This window comes from Gelidibacter sp., from assembly GCF_035515035.1.
In the GTDB taxonomy this organism is placed as follows: domain Bacteria; phylum Bacteroidota; class Bacteroidia; order Flavobacteriales; family Flavobacteriaceae; genus Gelidibacter.
Window position 1 is genome coordinate 1 of record NZ_DATJCA010000177.1, and the last position, 22,493, is coordinate 22,493.

The 22,493-nt window shown below is 39.2% G+C and carries 15 protein-coding genes; 9 read left to right on the forward strand and 6 right to left on the reverse strand.

What is annotated here, in order from left to right:
• The 3 genes from VLZ86_RS15070 to bshC all read right to left on the reverse strand — a co-directional run.
• Positions 1-4,430: galactose oxidase-like domain-containing protein (locus VLZ86_RS15070; RefSeq protein WP_325452818.1), on the reverse strand; the 4,430-nt coding region annotated here is incomplete at its 3' end.
• Positions 4,431-4,791: 361 nt separating this feature from the next.
• A complete protein-coding gene (locus VLZ86_RS15075) occupies positions 4,792-6,162 on the reverse strand; it encodes a pyridoxal phosphate-dependent decarboxylase family protein (RefSeq protein ID WP_325452937.1) in 1,371 nt (456 codons plus the stop codon).
• Positions 6,163-6,181: 19 nt separating this feature from the next.
• Positions 6,182-7,792, reverse strand: a complete 1,611-nt coding sequence (gene bshC, locus VLZ86_RS15080) for a bacillithiol biosynthesis cysteine-adding enzyme BshC (protein WP_325452820.1) — start codon at positions 7,790-7,792, stop codon at positions 6,182-6,184.
• 121 nt (positions 7,793-7,913) lie between these two features.
• Here bshC and VLZ86_RS15085 point away from each other — a divergent pair, with 121 nt between their 5' ends.
• The 3 genes from VLZ86_RS15085 (at position 7,914) to mgtE (ending at position 13,621) form a co-directional block, all read left to right on the forward strand.
• A complete protein-coding gene (locus VLZ86_RS15085) occupies positions 7,914-10,400 on the forward strand; it encodes a M14 family metallopeptidase (protein WP_325452822.1) in 2,487 nt (828 codons plus the stop codon).
• A 76-nt stretch (positions 10,401-10,476) separates the two neighbouring features.
• Entirely contained in the window at positions 10,477-11,787 is a 1,311-nt protein-coding gene (locus tag VLZ86_RS15090; protein ID WP_325452824.1) for a carboxypeptidase-like regulatory domain-containing protein, read from the forward strand.
• 493 nt (positions 11,788-12,280) lie between these two features.
• The gene (mgtE, locus tag VLZ86_RS15095; RefSeq protein ID WP_325452826.1) at positions 12,281-13,621 is read left to right on the forward strand and encodes a magnesium transporter; all 1,341 of its coding nucleotides are present in this window, start codon (positions 12,281-12,283) and stop codon (positions 13,619-13,621) included.
• Positions 13,622-13,720: 99 nt separating this feature from the next.
• Here mgtE and rimO read toward each other — a convergent pair whose 3' ends face one another.
• The 3 genes from rimO to VLZ86_RS15110 form a co-directional block, all read right to left on the reverse strand.
• Entirely contained in the window at positions 13,721-15,028 is a 1,308-nt protein-coding gene (rimO, locus tag VLZ86_RS15100) for a 30S ribosomal protein S12 methylthiotransferase RimO (protein WP_325452828.1), read from the reverse strand.
• A 374-nt stretch (positions 15,029-15,402) separates the two neighbouring features.
• Positions 15,403-15,528, reverse strand: coding sequence for a hypothetical protein (locus tag VLZ86_RS15105; RefSeq protein WP_325452830.1), 126 nt, complete (start codon positions 15,526-15,528; stop codon positions 15,403-15,405).
• 68 nt (positions 15,529-15,596) lie between these two features.
• Positions 15,597-17,240: an amidase family protein gene (locus VLZ86_RS15110; RefSeq protein ID WP_325452832.1), complete on the reverse strand. Its 1,644-nt coding sequence runs from the start codon at positions 17,238-17,240 to the stop codon at positions 15,597-15,599.
• Positions 17,241-17,449: 209 nt separating this feature from the next.
• On the opposite strand from VLZ86_RS15110, the gene VLZ86_RS15115 reads away from it, so the two are divergent.
• The 6 genes from VLZ86_RS15115 to gap are packed head-to-tail and all read left to right on the forward strand — an operon-like array spanning position 17,450 to position 22,451.
• Entirely contained in the window at positions 17,450-17,653 is a 204-nt protein-coding gene (locus VLZ86_RS15115; RefSeq protein WP_325452834.1) for a membrane or secreted protein, read from the forward strand.
• 6 nt (positions 17,654-17,659) lie between these two features.
• Entirely contained in the window at positions 17,660-18,772 is a 1,113-nt protein-coding gene (locus tag VLZ86_RS15120) for a glycosyltransferase (RefSeq protein ID WP_325452836.1), read from the forward strand.
• The gene (locus tag VLZ86_RS15125) at positions 18,763-19,308 is read left to right on the forward strand and encodes an RNA polymerase sigma factor (RefSeq protein ID WP_325452838.1); all 546 of its coding nucleotides are present in this window, start codon (positions 18,763-18,765) and stop codon (positions 19,306-19,308) included. Before VLZ86_RS15120 ends, VLZ86_RS15125 begins: the two co-directional genes overlap by 10 nt.
• A 2-nt stretch (positions 19,309-19,310) precedes the next feature.
• The gene (locus VLZ86_RS15130) at positions 19,311-20,525 is read left to right on the forward strand and encodes an Nramp family divalent metal transporter (RefSeq protein ID WP_325452840.1); all 1,215 of its coding nucleotides are present in this window, start codon (positions 19,311-19,313) and stop codon (positions 20,523-20,525) included.
• Positions 20,526-20,577: 52 nt separating this feature from the next.
• Positions 20,578-21,456 (forward strand): lipoyl synthase, encoded by an 879-nt coding sequence (gene lipA / locus VLZ86_RS15135; protein ID WP_325452842.1) that lies wholly within the window; start codon positions 20,578-20,580, stop codon positions 21,454-21,456.
• A complete protein-coding gene (gene gap, locus VLZ86_RS15140) occupies positions 21,456-22,451 on the forward strand; it encodes a type I glyceraldehyde-3-phosphate dehydrogenase (protein WP_325452844.1) in 996 nt (331 codons plus the stop codon). The genes lipA and gap overlap by 1 nt, the downstream gene beginning before the upstream one ends.
• The last annotated feature ends 42 nt before the right edge of the window (positions 22,452-22,493 follow it).

Here is a 22,493-nt window from a genome sequence, read left to right on the forward strand (position 1 = left end):
TTGGTATCTTCCAAATAAACATTGATATTAGATGGCAGTGTAGAGAGATCATCAATACTGATGCTCAGTTCTGCTCCAGCTTTAGCTTTGATTCCCAAGGGCACGATCACATCATTAAAATCTTCATAAGGTAGAGACTGAATAGCAATATCAAGACCCGTATTGTCTTCCAGTAAATTAGTAAATATCGCAAAATCAACTGCTGTCGCTCCATAAGCAGCCGCATCATAACCTGAATCCAGGCCTTTGGTTGTGCCTTCAATAAAGTACACACTGGTGGTAACGGCATTGGATGCCCTACTTAATTTAAGTTTACTTAACGCCACATTGGTATTTCCTGGTCTCCCTACAATAAAGTCATCTGAAGTTCCTGTAGTTCTCATTTCTGGCGTAAACTTAACCACTCCACCACCAACTCTAGATTTCACAAAAAAGCCCTGTCCAGGAGTAATCCGTGTTAATATGGCAGGATCTCCTATACTAGTTTGGTTCCAAACTGTCCATTCGCCGGAATTACCAGTATAACCATATATGGCCTGATAGGCTTCTCCAGCTTCAAATTGATCCTTATTAGCCTCAAAGAACATTCCAAAATCAAGATACGATGGATATGGGTTTCCAATAAGGTTCCAAGAGCTTCTAGAACCCTCATAAATGGGAACATTTACAGCGTTCTTGGTAGTTGCCCCACTAAAACTCAGGGTTCCCCCTTCATCTGTGGCTACTCTGTAGCCCTTACCAGGAACCATCGCAATACTCTCCGAAAGACCGGTTCCTATATCAAAATTCTCATATTTACCCGAGTTCAAGTTAAATGGTGCAAAGGCATAGATGCCTTCAATACTTGGATGCTTAGATAATACACCTTCGTTTTCAGTCACAAAAGCAGCATTAAAATTTCGAGCCACAGGAGGAGAAATAAGATCATTCCCACCACCTGATGTACCTCCTATCTTATTCACATATCTATTATAAATAACTGTCCCGGTTAAATACCCAGTTTCAATCAAACTTGCATAAGAAGTGGAGTTTGAATTCAGAGTCAAGGTATTTCTAACCGATAAATTGACCGCATTAATTGGGTCTACCGTAAGGGCGGCGCCAGGTGCAACAGTAATATTACGCGCAGAGGTACTTTTTGAAATAACGGCAACACCACTTTCAATGAAAATATCATCAAACTCACTGGATTCAGTTTCTTTAACACTTGGATCACCAGGGGAAGACGACCATGCGTTGTTGTCAAAGATATAGGTTTTTGGAGTCACGACATTTATCTCTAAGGTCTGGACGCATTCTTTAGATGTCATCACTTTAATATCGGCTGCAGAAGCATATTTGTTATTAATAGTACCGGGATAAGCCCCCTCTCTTGTCTCAAGTGCTTCCAAACGTATATACCTACCTACAGCACCCCCTAGGTCGACGATTTTTAAATCATGGTTATATGCCCACATGCCTGTTTGAGCTGGCGAACCCCACACTACATCCCCAGAGGCATCAGTTGTACTGCTGACATAAATATTGTATTCTGTAATCGTTCCATTCAAAAGATTATTTGGGTTTTCATTTGGCTCATCATATGGACGAGGTAAATAGCGGAATTCAAAAACAGGGATTTCTACTCCTAAATCGAGGTCGATAAAATGGTTATGGGGACCTAAATTTGTTGCTTCCGTTATATCTTGGTCTCCAGCCCATAAAGTATGCCAATAAGACTTGATATTTTCATCAATAGCCAACGAGGCTTGATGCTTCCTTCCAACAATCTCTTCACTACAGAAATCGTGGATATCGACACCTTGGACTGCTTCAAGTTGATTTAGTGTTGCGGTTACTGTATATATTCCAGACTCAGTGATATTATTGATGATGCCATTAGTTATTTCAACCCCATCTGGACCTCTCACAACATAATCGACGTTCTCATCATTAAGCGTCAATCTGATACTATCCTCCTCACGAATGGAAATCTCTTTGGAGCCACTGCCCGAGTTATCGCCTATTTCATACACTAAATAATAGTCGTCACAAGGGTCTGGCTCCACAACAACCTTATATTCTTCATTATAAATAGCTTGGATTTCTGTTTGGGTGAGTGCAATATTGTAGAGTTTAAACTTGTCCATACGGCCATCAAGTTCATCGGTTATGCCACTACTGTTTCCATTTTCTCCTCCAGGATTATTACGTAGCTCATAAAAACCAGATAAGGTGAAGGCACTTTTCAAAGATTCTGTCGTATTGATTATGAGATCGCCTGTTACATCATCAGCGGTCTCCAACAATTCACCATTCACATAAAGCGATGCAATGCCTGTGGTTCCGTCATAAGTCCCAACCAGATGTTCCCATACTCCAGGTGTGTACCTCTTATCTTCCGTTCCGTCATGATAAATTACTGCTGCACCACCGCCCTCTGTGAAAAACTCTAATTTATATACATCCGCATGATATCCGAGAAAAAAAGACGAATATAGATTTCTACTTGAAGTTTCACCAACGTGGGTAAAAACCGCCACATTAGGAATTTTGCCGTCTGGCAACCTACTATCAACATTTCTATTCACCCAGGCCATAACCGTAATTTGGTTTGTTAACGCTGCTCCTATTGCAGGAGATGTCGGAATGTCAACAATGGAATTACTGTTAAACTCCATACCATCCATTTCAAGGGCATTTCCTGATAAACCATCAGCGGTCCAAAAATCACCAAGTGATGCTACTGGGTTTCCGTCGTCATCATGCTCTATAATTTCTCCATGATTATCATTTCCAGAAGTGTCCCTGATTAAAGCTCCAGTACCTTCAAAAAAGTCATATTCTACCAATAAATTATCTCCGTTAAGTCTTGAATCTGGAGCACCCACCATCACTACTTCCGAAACACTTGGTACTCCGTTAGCATCTATAGCGAACAACATATAATAGCCCGGTGGCATTAGGTTAGCTTCAGGAATATCTAAAATATATGCGCCATTGTTTCCTATAGTAAAATCGACTGGCACTCTGCGTTGCTCGTTATTCACACTATGGGTAGCAGAGGACATTCTTATAAAAGAAAACTTATCAATACCCGGTGTGGCCGTCACGGTTAATGTTCTTTCATAAAATGCCTTATCCGGTGCCTTTAAACTTGGACGCTCTGCCAATTCGCCATTATTATCAAACAAATAAGGCGGGCTAAATATTTCCGCATCTTTATGATTTGCGGCACATCCTTCACCACAAAGTCCGCCACCACCCATAAACACACGCCCATCCTTTAATAGAATGGCGGCACTATGGTAAGTTCGTGGTACTTGCATACTGGCCAAGGTTCTAAATAAGTTTGTTTCGGGATTAAACATCTCAGCAGATAAATAAGCCACCTCGTCCACAAAGACTTCGGCATGATCCAAACCTCCCATAATTAGCACTTCGCCATTAGGAAGCACAACGCTGCTGACATAGATCCTTGCGTGTTCAGGATCATTAGCTGTACGGGTTACGGTCACGTGGTCAGGGTCATTAGTCGTCCCTTTAATATCAATGACGTATGCACTTGGATTACCTAAACTTCCTGAGGAGTATGAAGGGCTACCACCTACTTTTAAAATTTTCCCAATATCAAACATGGCGGCACCGCCGTTCATAGACATAGAGTCTTGAGCTCTTTGTCCAATTACTTCATAAGAGCCCATTCCACTATTCCCATTAACATCAATCCAGTGCATGGTCTCTCCTGGGCCGGCGTGAAAAATCTTCCCGTTAGGTGCAGCAAATAACCATGCATGGTTATCTAATCGGTAAACACCCTCCGGTTCGCCATCTATATCGTTTTGATTATAGAGTAGCGAACCTGGCAATCCAGTAAGATGGGTCCATCGTTGTCCCTCTGCTGCATCACCTCGCCAAATTTCGCCATCGCGACCTCCAGCAGGGACGCCATCATTCCAAGACCCCCCAATAGTAAATGCCGAGCCATCGGCCAAGGTCACTGCGCCTTGATACCCTCTTGCTACTTTCATATTTTCATCAGCGGTCCAAATTCCAGTCTTAGGATCATAGATACTGGTTTTCTCATCAGAGCTTCCTCCGGTGACCAACAACCGACCATCTGGAAGGTTGTTAATGCCTGGACAGAACATATCATGAAAAGTTTCGGTTACGGTTCTTGGCAACACGCCTCCCTTGGCATCCAAACCACCATTAGGATCAAATATTTGGGTAAAGGTGTACCCATCATTCATGTCAAAGTGGTCATGGTATTTTGAAGACCAGGTCACCAATCTTCCATCTGGCAAATTTGCTACGGCCACAGGCACGATATCAAATTCAATAATATCACCCCATTGACCATCAATGTGTGGCTGAGGGGTTTGAGCAAAACTTTTAAATCCTATAAATAGTAGGAAAAGAGAAAGAGCAAAAATATTTAAGCGTGTCATAATTGTTAGGAATAAGTAGGATTGTAAAAATTAAGATAGCCTCTTCGACTAAGTCTTAACTCAAGGTTGATTAGGGTCAATATGAATTAATTCAATAGACGAATCGTCTACTTTTCGTTATAAAGAAACACACTTTAATTAAAAACGCAGATTTTATTAGGCGAACTACTAATATTTTCGACGAACTATCTCAAAAACAGATGCTTGAAAGTGGACCTATTGTTAATCATCAGGAATTTGCAATCTCGTTAACCACTCTGTGATTTCCAAATAAAACAGCCCATAATTAAGAGTGATTTTAACAGAAAAGACAACTAGAGTTAAGAATTAAGATTAAAATTCTGTTTATCGGATAGGTCTATCACACCATACTTTCCAAAATCATCTCAATATCCTTTTCCGTAGTATCGGGATTGATAAAACAAAAACGGGAGACGGTTTCAAAGTGGTCGCCGTTTTTCCATTTGGTGGGTGTGACCAAGGCAAACCCTTTGCGATGGTTTTCGTAGGTCCATTCGGTATAATCTTCCGGTTGCCAGCCTTTTCTTCGGTATAATACACAGGATAAACTTGGTTCTCGCACCAATTCCAGATCAGGATGGGCTGTGATCATTCTCCCTGCAATTTGTACCAATTGAATGCCACGTTCTACCGCTTCTCTATAGCGGTCTGTCCCGTGAGTTGCCAATGAAAACCATAAGGGTAATCCGCGTACACGACGGGTCAACTGAATCTGATAATCTGTAGGGTTGAAACCATGGGCACCTTCATCCTTAAAAATATCTAAATATGAGCCTTGTTGTGAATGGGCGTTTTTGGCCAATTCCGGCTCTTTGTAGATAACGGCACCACAATCGTAGGGCGAAAACATCCATTTGTGAGGATCAATGGTCACGCTATCTGCCTTTTCAATACCATTAAATAAATGCCGCACCGAATCTGCAACCAAAGCACCACCGCCGTAGGCGGCATCTACATGGAACCATAAATTTTCCTGTTCGCAAACGGATGCAATATCCTCCAAATCATCGATGATTCCCGCATTGGTTGTTCCTGCCGTGGCGACCACAGCAAACAATCGTTTGCGTTCATGGTCGGTCAAATTTTGAATCTTCAATTTTAAATCCTCGCCCGTCAATCGTTCTTCAGAATCGACCAAAAGAATATCTACATCGCCTACTTTTGCCATCGCCTTAATGGACGAATGCGCACCAATGGAAGTGATGATCAATCCTTTTTCGTTTTGAAATTTTGGATTTTCACGCCAATGTTCTCTCGCCGTTACAATGGCCGATAAATTGGCTGCGGTTCCACCACTTGTAAATACACCGAAGGAACCTTCTGGCATTCCGGTTAATGATACGATCCATTTCATGGCTTCATTCTCGCAAAAAATGCCGCCGGCACCTTCCATCCAATAAGCCCCGTGGATACTGGATGCTGAGGTGACCAAATCAAACATTATAGCTGCCTTGGTAGGTGATGCAGGCACAAAAGCAAGATTCCGAGGATGATCAACAGGCACATTTGCCGTTGCTAAATGATCCTTCCATAAATTAAAAGCATATTCACCACCAATCCCTTTTGCCGTAATGGTTTCTCCTACCAGGCTTTTCAGTTCTTCTTCTTTTTTGGGCTTGCCTATGGGATGCTCGGTTGCTGAGATACGCCCAATGGCGTATTTCATAATATCCAAGGTCATCTCAATTAAGTTCAAATCAATTTTGTGCATACTTTTCATAGCTCCGAAATTATTGATTTGAAACGTCTAAGATTAAGAATTCGGGTCTTAATGGTTCTAAATTTTCAACCAAATGCTGAATGATACCGTCGCCATATTCCAAATAAAACTCTGAAATATTTAGGTGTCGTTCCTGGAGACTTTGGCGTGGAAATAATTCATCTTGAAGGATTTTTACACGTTCCAAAACATCTTCCATTTTTCGCTTTTGAGCCTTTAATAACCGCTGCTCAAGATTCTCAATCCCTTTGATTTGCTTCACTTCTTGGGCGGCAACCGCACCTTTAAAGGATTTATCGGTTTGCTCAGCCAAAGCATATAAATCTTCAAATTGCTTCTTTAAATGTTCTTTTTGAGGTGTGAAATCGATGTTGATATCAGAAATGGATTTGGTCACCTTGGTCATCAAATCATCTTGACTCAAAAAGAGATCCGCAACGGATACCTTCAATTTACTAAGTCTTTCTTTCTGTTTTTCCGTGATGAGTAATACTGAATTTCTTAATAGCAAAATTGGAAAGGTCACATCCTGTGCTTCAAAATTAGATTTCAATTGCAACCAATAGGCCAATTCTCCGCCACCGCCGATATAACATAGATTAGGCAGGATAATTTCTTGGTACATGGGACGCAAAATCACATTAGGGCTGAACCGTTCAGGATGCTCATTGACCTCAGCCAGCAATTCGTCTTTCGTCCAACGGATATCAGTGTCCAAAACACCAAATACACCTTCGGTTTCTAAAATCCGTCCTCTTAAATTTGTATTGAGATAGAATAAATTAATTTCTCTGGGATTGACCTGTATTTTATAATTGGAAGGTAATTTATTTATAGCTTCATTAGTTGCGGAAACTTTCTCAAATGCCGTTTGCTGAATCAATTCTTCAGCAATATAGGGCAGGTACATGTTTTTTAATACAGGATCGTTCCCATCCAAAATCACCAAACCATAAATGGCGAACAATTTATTTACCAAAAACCGAGTGGCCTGGGTTAAATTATCATGTTCCAAATACGCTTGTTGAAATAGCTTTTTTAAAGATTTAGAATTTTCACTTTTGTCCAATTGTGCGGCAAACACTTCATAAACATGGTCCAAACCTTTCAAATCCAGTTCTCCTACGGCGCCAGATGCTTCCCGATTCCACTGCACTTTTTTCCCCTTAAAATTAAAGAAGTTGATTTCTTCAAAATCGTGATCTTCTGTAGCCATCCAAAAAACAGGCACAAAATTAAAGTGGGGATAGGCGGTTTTTAGTTCCTTACAAAGATTGATTGTGGAAACAATCTTATAGAAAAAATACAAAGGGCCAGTAAACAAATTCAGCTGATGCCCTGTGGTCACCGTAAACGTTGTGCCGTGTTTTAGGAGATCAATATTGGTTAGGGTCATGGAAGAAATACTCAACCCTTCATATTGCAGCATGAGTGCCTTGACCAAATCTGATCTATTTTTCTTATTATAATTTAATTGCTTTTCTTCAATCTGCTTTTCAAAATTCCCAAGTTTTGGAAAACGATTATAAAATGGCTCGAGATTTTCCTTTTCATCTAGATAATCGCAAATCAAGGAAGAAAAATAGTTGGTGTCTTTGAATGGGATATAATGGGTTGGCATATTCGAATTTAAATTTGAATTGTAAAGATAATGCTCTTAACTTTTTTTGAGTACTAAATTAAAGTTAATTCACTTTGGCTTCCTATCTTTACTCAACTAATTTATTCCACACCCCTTCATTATGCATAAACTATCGGTTTTTCTTTTTGTCTTATTGAGTCCTATTTTTACATTGCAAGCCCAAAAACTTCAGTCACCATCTGATTTTCTTGGTTATGAATTGGGCACTGAGTTTTCAAGGCACCATCAAGTGGTGGACTATTTTAAAATGGTAGCCGCCCAAATGCCCAATCAGGTAAAACTTGAAACCTACGGAGAAACTTATGAAAGACGTCCACTTTACACCGCCATTATTTCATCCGAAGAGAACATAAAAAACCTTGAAACCATCCGACAAAATCACCTAAAGAATGCGGGTGTTATTGATGGAAACCCAACTTCCAATGACATTGCCGTGGTTTGGCTGAGCTATAATGTTCACGGGAATGAGGCGTCAAGTACGGAAGCGTCCATGAAAACCATTTACGCCTTATTGATAGAAAAACAAGAATGGTTGAAAAACACTGTGGTGATCATTGATCCATGCCTGAATCCTGATGGTCGTGACCGATACGTCAATTGGTACAATCAAACAAAAAGTACCCCTTATGATATTGACCAACAAGCCAGCGAACAGAACGAACCTTGGCCAAGAGGCAGAGCCAACCACTACCTATTTGACCTCAACCGAGACTGGGTTTGGGCGAGCCAAAAAGAAACTCAGGCACGACTAAAAGTTTATAACAAATGGTTACCGCAAATTCATGTCGATTTCCACGAACAGGGCATCAATGATCCGTATTATTTTGCACCAGCCGCAGAACCTTTTCACGATATTATCACCGATTGGCAACGTGATTTTCAGACGCAGATTGGAGAAAATCACGCCAAATATTTTGACGCCCACGGTTGGCTGTACTTTACACAAGAGCGTTTTGATTTGCTCTATCCAAGTTATGGCGATACGTACCCAACCTATATGGGCGCTATTGGAATGACCTATGAGCAAAGTGGCCAAAAAGGTTTAGGGGTCTTGAATGACGAAGGTGACATCCTAACCCTAGTCGATCGTTTGGAGCACCATCATACAACAGGATTGTCTACGGTAGAGATGGCTTCAAAAAATGCTGAAAAACTGAATATGGAATTCAAGAAGTTCTTCGCAAACAAGAATCTCAAGTACAAAAGTTTTGTTTTGAGTGGTTCTTCTGATAAAATAGACGGACTAAAAGCATTATTGGACAAACACGAAATCACTTATGGTGCCGCAGCGTCAGGAAAGATTTCAGGGTACAGTTATAAGGACCGCAAAAACGGGAATCGCAATGTAAACTCTGAAGACTTAGTGATCAGTGCCCAGCAACCAAAAGGTCAGATGGTTCAAGTGCTATTTGAACCCCACACACATTTGGCTGATTCCATTACTTACGATATCACCGCGTGGAGTTTACCTTATGCCTATGGATTGGATGCCCTGGCCAGCGCTAATTTAGTCGGAACCACAACTATTGGAAAGACTCAAGAATTAAATACGAAAAACACCAATGCCGTAGCGTATGTGGCTAAATGGGACCATATGAAGGACGCTGAGTTTTTAGCAGAATTATTAAAGCAAAATATCAAAATCCGTTTCACGGAAAAACCTTTAACTACTAGGAATTCGGAATCTTTTGATCGGGGCGCCCTGATTATTATCAGAGGTGACAATAAAAAAGTTGAAAATTTTGATGATATCGTGATTGCCGCCGCCAACAAGTTTAAGAGAAAAACGGTTGCCGTTACCAGCGGATTTTCAAAAACAGGTCCTGATTTTGGATCGCCTGATGTCAAGTTGGTCAATAAACATAATATTGCAGTACTCTCCGGCAATTACACCTCGTCTTTGGGGTATGGCGAAGTCTGGCATTTCTTTGAACAGCAATTGCATTATCCTGTCACCTCAATCAATACCGATAATTTTGCAAGAACCAACCTCGATAAATACACGGTTTTGGTCATTCCAAACGGATATTACAGCAAATTCTTCACCGATTCCAATTTGGAAAAACTAAAAAGTTGGGTCAAAAAAGGAGGTAAAGTCATTGCGATTGATGGCGCTTTAAACATTTTCGCAGATCAAAAAGATTTCGGTTTGAAGACCAACGCATCAAAGGACACTACCACCGTAAAAACTAACCTTATTGCATATGCAGAACGTGAGCGTGAGGACACTAACGATTTGATTACAGGCACTATTTTTAAAACGGAAGTGGATAATACGCACCCCTTGGCATTTGGCTATGAGAAAAACTATTATACTTTAAAATCAGGATCCAAAGCTTACAGTTTACTCGAAAAAGGCTACAACGTGGCCTATTTAGGTGATAACCCAAAGAAAGCATCGGGATTTGCCGGAAAGAACACTTTAAAAAATCTCGAGAATTCCCTGGTTTTCGGTGAAGAACGCCTTGGTCAAGGAAGCATCATCTATATGGCTGACAACATCCTTTTTAGGAATTTTTGGGAAAATGGCAAATTATTTTTTGTCAATGCCGTTTTCTTCGTGAACAATAATGCCTTCGAATTATAAGATACGAAAACTAACCGCTAAAGTCATTTGGCACGTCTATTTTATTTCGTATTTTAATAACAAAAAACAATAGGATATGAAAACTAAAATACATTTCGCGTGCCTCGCCTATAAAACCTATGTGCTCAGTTTGGTTTTTATTGTTTTTTGCGGGTTGACAAGTTTTTCACTCACACTATTTCAAGAGCACGAAATGGCGCAAACTTTCACCGAATATAGAGGCGTTGTGGTGGATAGCAAATCCAAAGCACCGTTATCATTTGCGACTTTAACCCTTGACGGAACGAACATCAGTACGGTGACCAATTCTGATGGCGAATTCTTATTAAAAGTTCCAAATTCCATGCTCAACAATGCTGTCAGCATCTCTTTTTTAGGATATCAAGTCAAGACAATTCCGCTTTCGAATTTAAATGGTGAGGATATTCAAATTTTACTGGAAGAATCTGTAATGCAACTTTCAGAAGTTAAAATTAACGTGCCCAAAGACGCTAGAAGCTTGGTAAAGACCGCTTTAGATAAAAAAGGAGACCATTACATCAATGAAGAGACAATAATGACTGCTTTTTATAGGGAAACCATCAAAAAAAGACGTCGCGATGCGTCTCTATCTGAAGCCATTGTTGAAATTTATAGAGATCCTTATAGCTCCACGAAAGTAGATAAAATCAAACTTGTCAAAGCACGAAAAAGCACGGACTATAACAGGCTAGATACCTTGGCGGTAAAGTTACAAGGCGGTCCATTTAGTGCCCTCTATGCGGACATGATAAAGTATCCTGATTATATATTTCCCGAAAACAATCTTTCCATGTATGAATTTTCTTTTGATACCCCAACTGAAATCAATGACCGTTCTGTTTATGTAGTAAAATTCAAACAACTACCTGAGCTTGACCAACCGTTGTATTATGGAAAGCTTTATATTGATGCCGAAACCTTTGCCTTGGTCAGCGCCATTTATAATTTGAATGTTGCCAATCGGGAAATGGCATCCAAAATGTTCGTCAGAAAAAAACCCAATAAAGTTACCGTTTACCCCACAGAAGCTGCATATCGGGTTGATTATAGAATCAAAGACGGGAAGTGGTATTATGGCTATAGTAACCTTCAATTGACGATGAAAGTGAATTGGAAAGGCAGATTGTTCAATAGTGTTTACACCTTAAATAGCGAAATGGCCATTACAGATTGGGCAAAGAGTCTGGATGATTCCTTTACCCGAAAAGAAACCTTACGGCCTACGGTAATTTTGAGTGAGCAAGCCTCAGGATTCTCTGATCCAAAATTTTGGGGTGAATATAATATTATAGAACCAGAGAAATCCATTGAATCTGCCATCGATAAAATCAACAAGCAAATGGAGAAACGAAAAGGAAAAGAGTAAAGGTTATTCTCTATTCTCTTTTTTTATTCTCCTCTAGTGCATTAAAACATATTTAAAAGAGTTTAAATAACAATCGCTGTTGATTTTTAACCTGACGTTCGAAGAATTTACGATATGTAATTCCAATTAATTTCCAGATGTCGTGCACCACCAGTATTTATCGGAATTTTAGAGCGTAATAGTTAAAAGCTCATAAAATAGGTTTGAAAGTTTCACTTATCTGTCAGTACCGAATAATGACTGTTCAATGTCGAAATTGAGAATACTTTATTACACAAAAGACGCGGACCTGCAATTGAATTGTATAAATGAAATAGTGCTGTTTAAAGAATTAATTTAAAGAATTAGTAACTGATCCACAAATTCATTAATAGGGGCAAAACCTTGCCCTTTAAAGCAAAAAATAAGACTTACATTTGCAATTAAACGCTAAAAGAAAGCACCCAAATTGGCTCTTGTTTTTAGAGGATCCTGATGATAAAAAATTTTGTTTATGCAAGTTACTAAACCACATTTTCTCGAATTAATAAAGAATAAAAAATGGCGTGAATTAAAGCGTTCTTTACAGGACATGGATGCTTTGGACCTGTCACTAATGGTGGAAAACTTCTCAAAGAATGATAAGATCATTTTATTTAGATTGTTATCCAGGGACCAGGCCAAGAACGTTTTCAAAATGCTCTCGCAATCTGATCAAGAGGAAGTCATTGAGGGAATGTCTGAGAACTCCCAAAAACTTTCGCGATTGCTCAACGATATTGAGCCTGATGATCGAACTGCATTTTTTGAAGATTTACCTAGAGACATCGCACAAAGCCTCATTGAGATGCTCTCTCCCGAAGAACGAAAAATCACCGTTCAACTTTTAAGCTATCCAAAAGATAGTATTGGACGTTTGATGACTCCTGAATTTGTAGCCATTAAAGAAGACATTAGTGTTGCCAAAGCTTTTGAACATATTAGGGAGTTTGGACAGGATTCTGAAACTTTAAACGTCATCTATATTATCGACAACGACTGGAAGTTAATTGATGACATATCTATTAAAGACCTCATCTTAGCCAGTCCAGAACAACAGGTCTCAGAATTGCTGGATCATCGGTTTGTCTTTCTTAATGCCAAAGACGATCAAGAAACTGCCATACAGGTTTTTAAGGATTATGATCGGGAAGCCATGCCCGTTTTAAGCGAAGAAGGTGTGCTTTTAGGGATTGTTACTTTTGATGACATTCTGGATGTTATAGAGGAAGAGTCCACTGAAGATTTCCATAAATTTGGATCTATTCAAAATGCCAGCAAAAATCCACTTAAGGAGCGTATTCTTATCCTGTATAAAAACAGAATTGTTTGGCTTGTTCTTTTAGTCTTTATGAATGTTTTTTCAGGAGCAGCTTTAGCGAGCTTTGAAGATGTTATTCAGCAAGTAGTTGCTTTAGTATTCTTTTTGCCTTTATTAATCGATAGTGGCGGTAATGCCGGATCGCAATCCGCAACCCTGATGATTCGTTATTTAGCCTTGGGAGAAATCCAATTATCCGATTGGTATAAATTAATTGGCCGCGAGTTATTGGTCTCTTTTTTATTGGGATTGACCATGGCGGCCAGTGTTGCTGCCGTGGCAAGTTTTAGAGCCCCAGAAGTAATTGTTGTCGTCTGCATCGCGATGGTTTTAAACGTGATGCTTGGAAGTTTAATCGGAATGCTTTTGCCTTTTATATTTACCAAGTTAAAAATTGACCCAGCCACGGCAAGCGCGCCATTGGTAACGTCAATGTCTGATATTTGTGGGGTATTGATTTATTTCTCTCTTGCCGCACGCTATTTTGGATTCTAGATAACGCATGCTATAGGGAAACCAAGTTTCGAAACACTATTCAAAGGAATCGATTTTTTCGAAAACCGACGTTTAGATATAATTATCCTGTAAATATATTTAGGCGGTCACCACTTCGCCATAAAGATCAAAATCTTCAGCTTCCGTAATTTTGACCATGGCAAATTCACCTGTTTTTAAATAATTCTTCGTGGCATCAATACGGACTTCGTTGTCAACGTCTGGCGAATCAAATTCCGTGCGGCCTACAAAGTAATTTCCTTCCTTACGGTCAATAACCACTTTAAACTCCTGCCCTATTTTGGCTTGGTTCAATTCCCAAGAAATTTGAGATTGGATTTCCATAATCTGGTTGGCGCGATCTTGCTTAACATTCTGAGGCACATCATCTTCTAAATTGTAAGCATGGGTATTTTCTTCATGACTATAGGTAAAGCAACCCAAACGCTCAAAACGCATATCTTTGACCCATTGTTTTAATTCTTGGAAATTCTCTTCAGTTTCTCCTGGATAGCCTACAATTAAGGTCGTTCTAATGGTCATTTCTGGAACTGTAGCTCTGAATTCCTTAAGTAGTTTTGTCGTTTTTTCCTTAGTGGTTCCACGACGCATGCTTTTAAGAATATCATCGGAAATATGTTGCAACGGAATATCGAGGTAATTACATATTTTTGGCTCACGCTTCATGACATCAAGCACGTCCATTGGGAATCCGGTTGGAAATGCATAATGCAAACGGATCCACTCTACGCCTTCAACTTTAACAAGCGCTTCAAGCAATTCGGCAAGGTTACGTTTTTTATATAAATCGAGGCCGTAATAGGTTAAATCCTGAGCAATCAAGATTAATTCCTTAACCCCTTTGGCGGCCAGTTTTTCAGCTTCAACAACGATATCTTCAATTGGCGTCGATCGGTGTTTGCCACGCATGATCGGGATGGCACAAAAACTACAAGGTCTGTCGCAACCTTCGGCTATTTTTAAATAGGCATAGTTTTTTGGGGTGGTGGTTAAACGCTCACCAATCAGTTCATGCTTATAATCGGCACCCAAGGCTTTCAATAATCCCGGAAGTTCCGTCGTTCCAAAATATTGGTCTACATTGGGAATTTCCTTTTGTAAATCTGGCTTGTAACGTTCACTCAAGCATCCGGTCACGAAAACTTTATCTACTTCACCATCTTCCTTTTTTTGCATAAATTCAAGAATGGTATTGATGCTTTCTTCTTTTGCATTATTGATAAAGCCACACGTATTGATCACCACAATATTGCCCTCCTCTTCATGCACCACATCTTTACCGCTCGCTTTGAGTTGCCCCATAAGGACTTCACTGTCATAAACATTCTTGCTGCAACCTAAGGTTACAACGTTTATACGGTTCTTTTTAAGCGATTTCGTTCTCATATTCAAAAAAATTAAGTGTGCAAAGGTACGGAATAAAACGATTTAAGAATGACGATTTTCGATTGATAAATTACGGAGAGGATAAAATGAAATTGCCCGCCAGTCCGTAGCTTTCGCGAAGGCGGAAAGTTGAAGTTGAAACTTTGAAACTGGAACTTTAAGTTTTTTCTCCCTCAGATGGCGCAGATCTTCAAAGAATATAAGCTCGAATCTCTGTACAAACTTCACTTGCTTCACCTGGCTTAATTTGGTTATTTTTTCAACTTTAAAAACCCAGCAGTTAACAAATCTTTCCTCGTTTGAAGGCGGAGTGGTTTCTGCTTCAGCAGAGAATTAGAAGTCAAGGTAGTTTTTAATTTTGATAAATTCGATCCTTATTTTGCTATTCTCTTTGATTCCTTAGTTGTCGCTTTTGCAGAATAAACCTTTCCGTCTTCAATTCCTTTGCTGGAAATGATTCCACCTTCCCTTAAAAAGTGAAGGAATTTTTTGAGATCCATACAATTTAAAATATCACTCTTAATTTTACCTGCTCCTTTGAACTTTGAACTTTGAACTATAAAGCCAATCAATTATAGTTCTCAGGAGCCATACGACGCTTCGAAGCCTGTTCATACGAATAAGCCCAAGCTAAAAGCGAGGCTTCTGACAATGGTTTTCCTATAAAAGTCAAACCTTTAGGCTCTCCACTTTCTGTATACCCCATCGGAACCGTGATGGCTGGATATTCTGCAACCGCCGCAAATCCGGCATGATAGTTATTTATGGATAAAACACCGTCCAAATGCTCTCTATTTAATGGCGTGTCGAAAAATAATTTTCCATTGGTTTTCAAGATGTTTTTGATGGACTCAAATTCCTCATCCGTCGCTAAATCTGCAACAATTCCTGCAAATAAGCTTTGACCATAAGGCATGGTCGCGGCGGAATCTTTTTTGTTGAATGCCATGATATCTTCCACAGATTTAACGGCCAGTCTAGAGTCTCCCGAAGTTTCAATATAGTGTGGGAGATCTTTCTTCATATCCAAATTGAGAAGTCTCAAAAAATCTGGTAATTCGATTTTTTCTGGTTCAATTTCAATGATAATGGCGCCATCGGATTTTAAATCTTCAATGGCACGCACATAAAGAGAATCTTCCAACAAGGTGGTGAATACGCCAAAACGCTTGCCTTTGAGCTCAGATGTTTTAAAGTTGTTTTCGTAATAGGATATGTTATCTAAAGATTTGTTGACCGATTTTGGATCCTTATCATCAAATCCAATCATGGCGTCCAAAAGAATGGCCGTGTCCGTGACATTCTTAGCCATGGGACCAGGCGTATCCAATGTTGATGAAATAGGCACAATCCCACGCCTGCTCAACAACCCAACAGTAGGTTTCAATCCAACTCCTGAATTTTGGCTGGCGGGCGATAAAATAGATCCAGAGGTTTCAGTCCCAACCGCCGCCACACAAAAATTAGCAGCTACAGCCACCCCACTTCCTGAACTTGATCCTCCAGTATCCATAATCTTCCGACCATACGGATTTAAGGTCTGTCCACCAACAGCACTATAACCGCTTGGACAATCGCCACAAAAGAAATAGGCCCATTCGCTTAAATTCGCCTTTCCTAAAATGAGCGCGCCATGTTCTTTCAAGCGTTCCACAATAAAAGCATCGTTGGTATTATTACTCTGAAAGGCTACAGCCCCGGAAGTCGTTGGCATATTAACCGTATTGACATTATCTTTCAAAAGAAGGGGCATTCCGAAAATGGGATGCTTTCGCATCTTGTTTTTAAAAGCAATATCCTTTTTTCTCGCTTCAGAAACAACATTAGGATTTAAGGAGATCACCGCGTTTAAGGAGAGATCATTTTCTCTATCAAAAACCCTGATACGATAAAGGTAAAATTTGGTCAATTTTTCATAAGTCAATTTTCCTGATTGAATATGCTCTTGTAAGGTTGGAATATCTTGTTCTAAGACCAATGGTTTTAGAGCGATGTATTCTTCTTCAGTAAAATCCGACAACTCGTGTTCGAAGCTTTCCCAGAGGTTCGACTTATTAATATATTTTGAATCCAGCACTTTAAATTCAGTAAATTCCTTCGCAGAAATCGCACTGATGTCTGTGGTAGGCTTTTTGGTTTCCTTTACATTGTTTTCAGGGTTCTTACAAGAGCATGCGATCATAAACGTGATACATAACAAAATGGGTTTCATGGTTTGGATTTTTATTAAAAATACTAAAAAGGAATCGATTATTCCGCGGAAGGTGCAGGAAGTCTCAATCCAGTGGATCTTATACGAAAAATTTTGTCCAAAATCGCCTTAAACCCAAAAGAAGTCGCCTAAAAAGTTATAACAGATGAAGTGGTCAGATATCTGAAAATATTCTAAAAAACCCGTATCTTTGTAAAAATTTTTAACTGATGAAACTCTTACTTATTACAATCGTCCTTTTAGCTCTTGGATTTGCTGGAATTGCCATAAAAATATGGGCAAAAAAAGACGGTAAATTCGCTGGTACCTGTGCCAGTCAAAATCCGATGCTTAACAAAAATGGCGACTCTTGTGGATTCTGCGGAAAATCACCTGATCAATTTGAAAACTGTAACGAACCTCAACACTCTTAACAGTTAATGATTATTTTACATGTACTTTTCTACATCTTTATTGTAGTCATTCTTGTTCAATTGTTTTTTTACGCTTATGTTTTCTCTAAGGTCAAACAGAAAAAGCACACAACTTCCTCCACCAATAAACCTAACGTTTCTGTTATTGTCTGTGCCAAAAATGAAGCCAGTAATTTAGAGAAATTTCTACCATCCATTTTAAACCAAGACTATCCCAACTTTGAATTGGTATTGATAAACGACAGTTCTACTGATACCACATTGAAAGTCATGGAGCGTTTTAAGGCGAATCATAACAATATAAAAATTGTTAATGTAAAGAACATTGAGGCTTTCTGGGGGAATAAAAAATATGCGCTCACTTTAGGCATTAAAGCAGCAACACACAACCACCTCTTGTTTACTGACGCCGATTGCAAGCCTGTTTCCAATCAGTGGATTACTGAGATGACCGGCTGTTTCTCAAATGAGCATCAGATGGTTTTAGGCTATGGCGCCTATGCAAAAGAGAAGAAATCATTTCTAAATAAATTGATCCGTTTTGAAACTTTAATGACCGCCATCCAGTATTTTTCCTATTCAAAATTAGGACAACCTTATATGGGTGTTGGCAGAAACTTAGCATATACAAAAGATTTATTTTTTGAAGCTAGGGGTTTTATGGATCATATGCACATCAAATCAGGAGATGATGACCTTTTTGTAAATCAGATTGCCAACGCAGAAAACACCACCATTTGTATATCTAAAAACAGTTTTACAGAGTCCATTTCTAAAAAATCATATAGTGATTGGGTCATTCAAAAACGCCGACATATCACAACCGCCAATCATTATAAAACAAAGCATAAGGCCATATTGACCTTATTTCATATATCCCAATTTTTATTTTTCATCTTATGCATTGTTCTCATCAGTGCTCTTTTCAATTGGGAAATAGTTGCTGGATTAATTGTTTTAAGGTATTTAGCATTATACATCACGCTGACTTTAGCGGCTAAAAAATTAGAAGAGAAAGATTTAATTCCTTTGTTTCCTCTTCTCGAAATATTTTTAATTGTGACTCAATTCTCTATCTTTATAAAAAATCTCATCTCAAAACCAAATCGTTGGAAATAAAAGAAATCATTAAAAAAGCAAAAACAAATGACCAATCAGCATTTAATGCCTTGTTGGATTTTTTTTGGAATGATGTCTACGGCTTTCAATTGAAGCGAACCGAAAATGAAAATGATGCCGAAGATATCGCCATTCAAACATTTTCAAAAGCTTTCGACAAAATCGGAACCTATAACGAGACCTATGAATTTAAAACCTGGCTGATTGCCATCTCTAAAAACATTCATATTGATTTGATCAGGAAACGAAAATCCTCAATTCAAAACCGGCCCAACCAAAGTGATGATGATCATTTTCATAACATAATTGACGAATCTCCTTCTCCTGAAGACAAACTTATCACTGAACAGAATTTAGCTAAATTACTTCGGGATATAAAGAAATTAAAGCCACATTACCAAGAAGTCATTAACTTGAGGTACTTTCAGGAATTAACTTATAAGGAAATATCTGAAGAACTTAACGAACCCATAAACAACGTTAAGGTCAAGCTTCTAAGAGCAAAAAAATTATTGGCGGAGATAATTATTAAATAGCAGTGAGAATCAGTTTTAAAAAGTTAGGTCCTGGTTTATTATTTGCCGGAGCTGCTATTGGTGTTTCTCATTTAGTTCAATCTACTCGCGCCGGTGCCGATTTTGGCTACGGACTTATTTGGGCATTACTTTTGGTCCATATTTTTAAATATCCCTTCTTTCAATTTGCACCAAGATATGCCTTGGCCACAGGAGAAAGCCTTTTGGATGGCTATAAGAAAATGGGGAAAGGTGTTTTAATTGCTTATTTCATCCTCACGTTCACCACCATGTTTACCATCCAAACTACGGTAACCATTGTTACCGCAGGTATTGCTTCCACTCTTTTTGGAAATCTCATTTCATCAGAAATATGGGCCGTCATTATTCTTTCAATTTGTGCGCTCATATTGATAAAAGGTAAATACAGTTTTCTGGATCAAATAATGAAGATCATTGTCATTACACTCACCATAAGTACCATAATTGCTGTAATTCTCGCGTTGAACACCAGTCCGCAACCCTTGTCACTCACGCAGAAATTACCAGAAAACACATTGGAAATTGGCTTTTTAATCGCTTTCATGGGCTGGATGCCCGCACCTTTGGACATTTCCGTTTGGCAATCTTTATGGGCCTTGGAGAAACAAAAAGTGAACAAAGATTATGACTTAAAGTCCTCGCTATTCGATTTTAATGTGGGCTATTTGGCGACTATTATTATCGGACTCGGATTTATGGCCCTCGGCGCCTTGGTCATGTTTCAAAGCGGCTCCACATTTAGTGATAAAGCTGGTGAATTTTCCAATCAACTCATCTCCATGTACACTAAAAGCTTAGGCAATTGGTCTTACCTCATCATCGGTATCGCCGCATTTACGACCATGTTCAGCACAACCTTAACCACTTTAGACGCTTCTCCAAGAACTATGGCAAGAACATCAGAGCTACTGTTTGGCCGTTTGTTAAAACATAATTACTTATGGTGGATTGCCCTATTAATAGTTGGAACCGTTTCTATTTACTTCTTCTTAGGTTCCGAAATGGGCTTGCTCATAAAAGTGGCCACCATCATTTCATTTTTGACCGCACCATTTTATGCCATTATAAATTATAGGCTAATCAGCAGCAAACACATGCCTGTAGAATGGCGACCGTCCCTAAGAATGCACATATTAAGTTGGTTAGGGATTCTCTTTTTAATTGGCTTTAGCATTTGGTATCTGACCACGCTATAATATATATTTTCAAATATACTTTGTACCTTTGTCTTTGTAAACTTCCTAATAAATGAGTACAGAAACTATTTCAAAAGTAATTCCAGAACGTATCCCAAAACCAAAATGGCTAAGAGTAAAACTGCCAACGGGTAAAAAATATACAGAACTTAGAGGTCTAGTGGACAAATATAGTTTGAACACCATCTGTACATCTGGAAGCTGCCCAAACATGGGCGAGTGCTGGGGAGAAGGAACAGCCACCTTTATGATCTTAGGAAACATATGTACGCGTTCTTGTGGGTTTTGTGGTGTAAAAACTGGACGTCCTGAAACTTTAGATTGGGATGAACCAGAAAAAGTAGCACGTTCCATAAAAATCATGAATATTAAGCACGCGGTTTTGACCAGTGTCGATAGAGATGATTTGAAAGACATGGGAAGTATCATGTGGGCAGAAACCGTGAAGGCGGTACGACGTATGAATCCTGATATCACATTAGAAACACTTATTCCCGATTTTCAAGGAGTAGAACAACATATTGATCGGATTGTTGATGTGGCACCTGAAGTGGTTTCACATAACATTGAAACCGTGAAAAGATTGACCCGCGAAGTAAGAATTCAGGCGAAATATGAGCGTAGTTTAGGCGTTCTTAAATATTTAAAAGCTCAAGGACAACGCAGGACCAAATCGGGCATCATGCTTGGTCTGGGCGAAACTCGTGAGGAAGTTATTGAAACCTTACATGATTTACGAGCTAATGATGTTGATGTAGTTACCATTGGGCAATACTTACAACCTAGTAAAAAACATTTGCCCGTAAAACAGTTTATTCTTCCTGAACAGTTTAAAGAATATGAAACCATTGGATTGGATCTTGGTTTCAGACACGTAGAAAGTAGCGCCTTGGTAAGATCTTCTTACAAAGCTCAAAAACACATCCACTAATGATCAGGGTTGCAATCAACGGCTTTGGAAGAATTGGTCGACGGGTATTCCGGCTTATTCAAGAACGTGAGGGCATTCAGGTAGTTGCCATTAATGATTTGGCAGATGCCAGAACTTTAAGTCACCTGATTAAATACGACAGTATCCATGGTGTTTTAAAAAACAAGATCACCTTTGATGATAACCACATCATTTTTGACGCGCAGCAAATTCCTTTACTAAATCAAAAACAGATTGAAGATATTGACTGGACACCTTATGACGTTGATTTCGTTATAGAGGCCACAGGGAAATTTAAAACTTTGGAAGCTTTAGAAAACCATCTTAAAAACGGAGCGAAAAGAGTTATCCTATCCGTCCCTCCAATAGACGATTCAATAAAAACCGTTGTGCTGGGCGTTAACGACAACATCCTGGACGGAACGGAAACCATCATCTCCAATGCTTCGTGCACCACAAATAACGCAGCACCAATGCTAGCGGTCATTGACAATCTTTGCGGCATTAAACAGGCCTACATAACCACAGTCCATTCGTACACAACAGATCAAAGTTTACATGACCAACCGCACAAAGATTTAAGACGTGCTCGGGCTGCGGGTCAATCTATCGTTCCAACAACAACCGGGGCGGCAAAAGCACTGACCAAAATTTTCCCTCAACTGAGTGATGTTATTGGTGGCTGTGGCATTCGGGTTCCCGTACCTAATGGTTCTTTAACGGACATTACTTTAAACGTTGAAAACACAGTGTCCATTGAAGAGATTAACGAAGCCTTCAAAAAAGCTTCAGAAACGAATCTCAAGGGCATTTTGGAATATACGGAAGATCCTATTGTGTCCATTGATATTGTTGGTAATCCGCACTCCTGTATTTTTGATTCTCAAATGACCTCCGTCATTGGCAACATGATCAAAATTGTGGGATGGTATGATAATGAAACTGGATATTCAAGTAGAATTTTAGATTTGATAAGCGATTTGTCGAAGAAATAGTCGCTTTTGTCGAATAAATAATTATATTTGTTTCCATAAAGT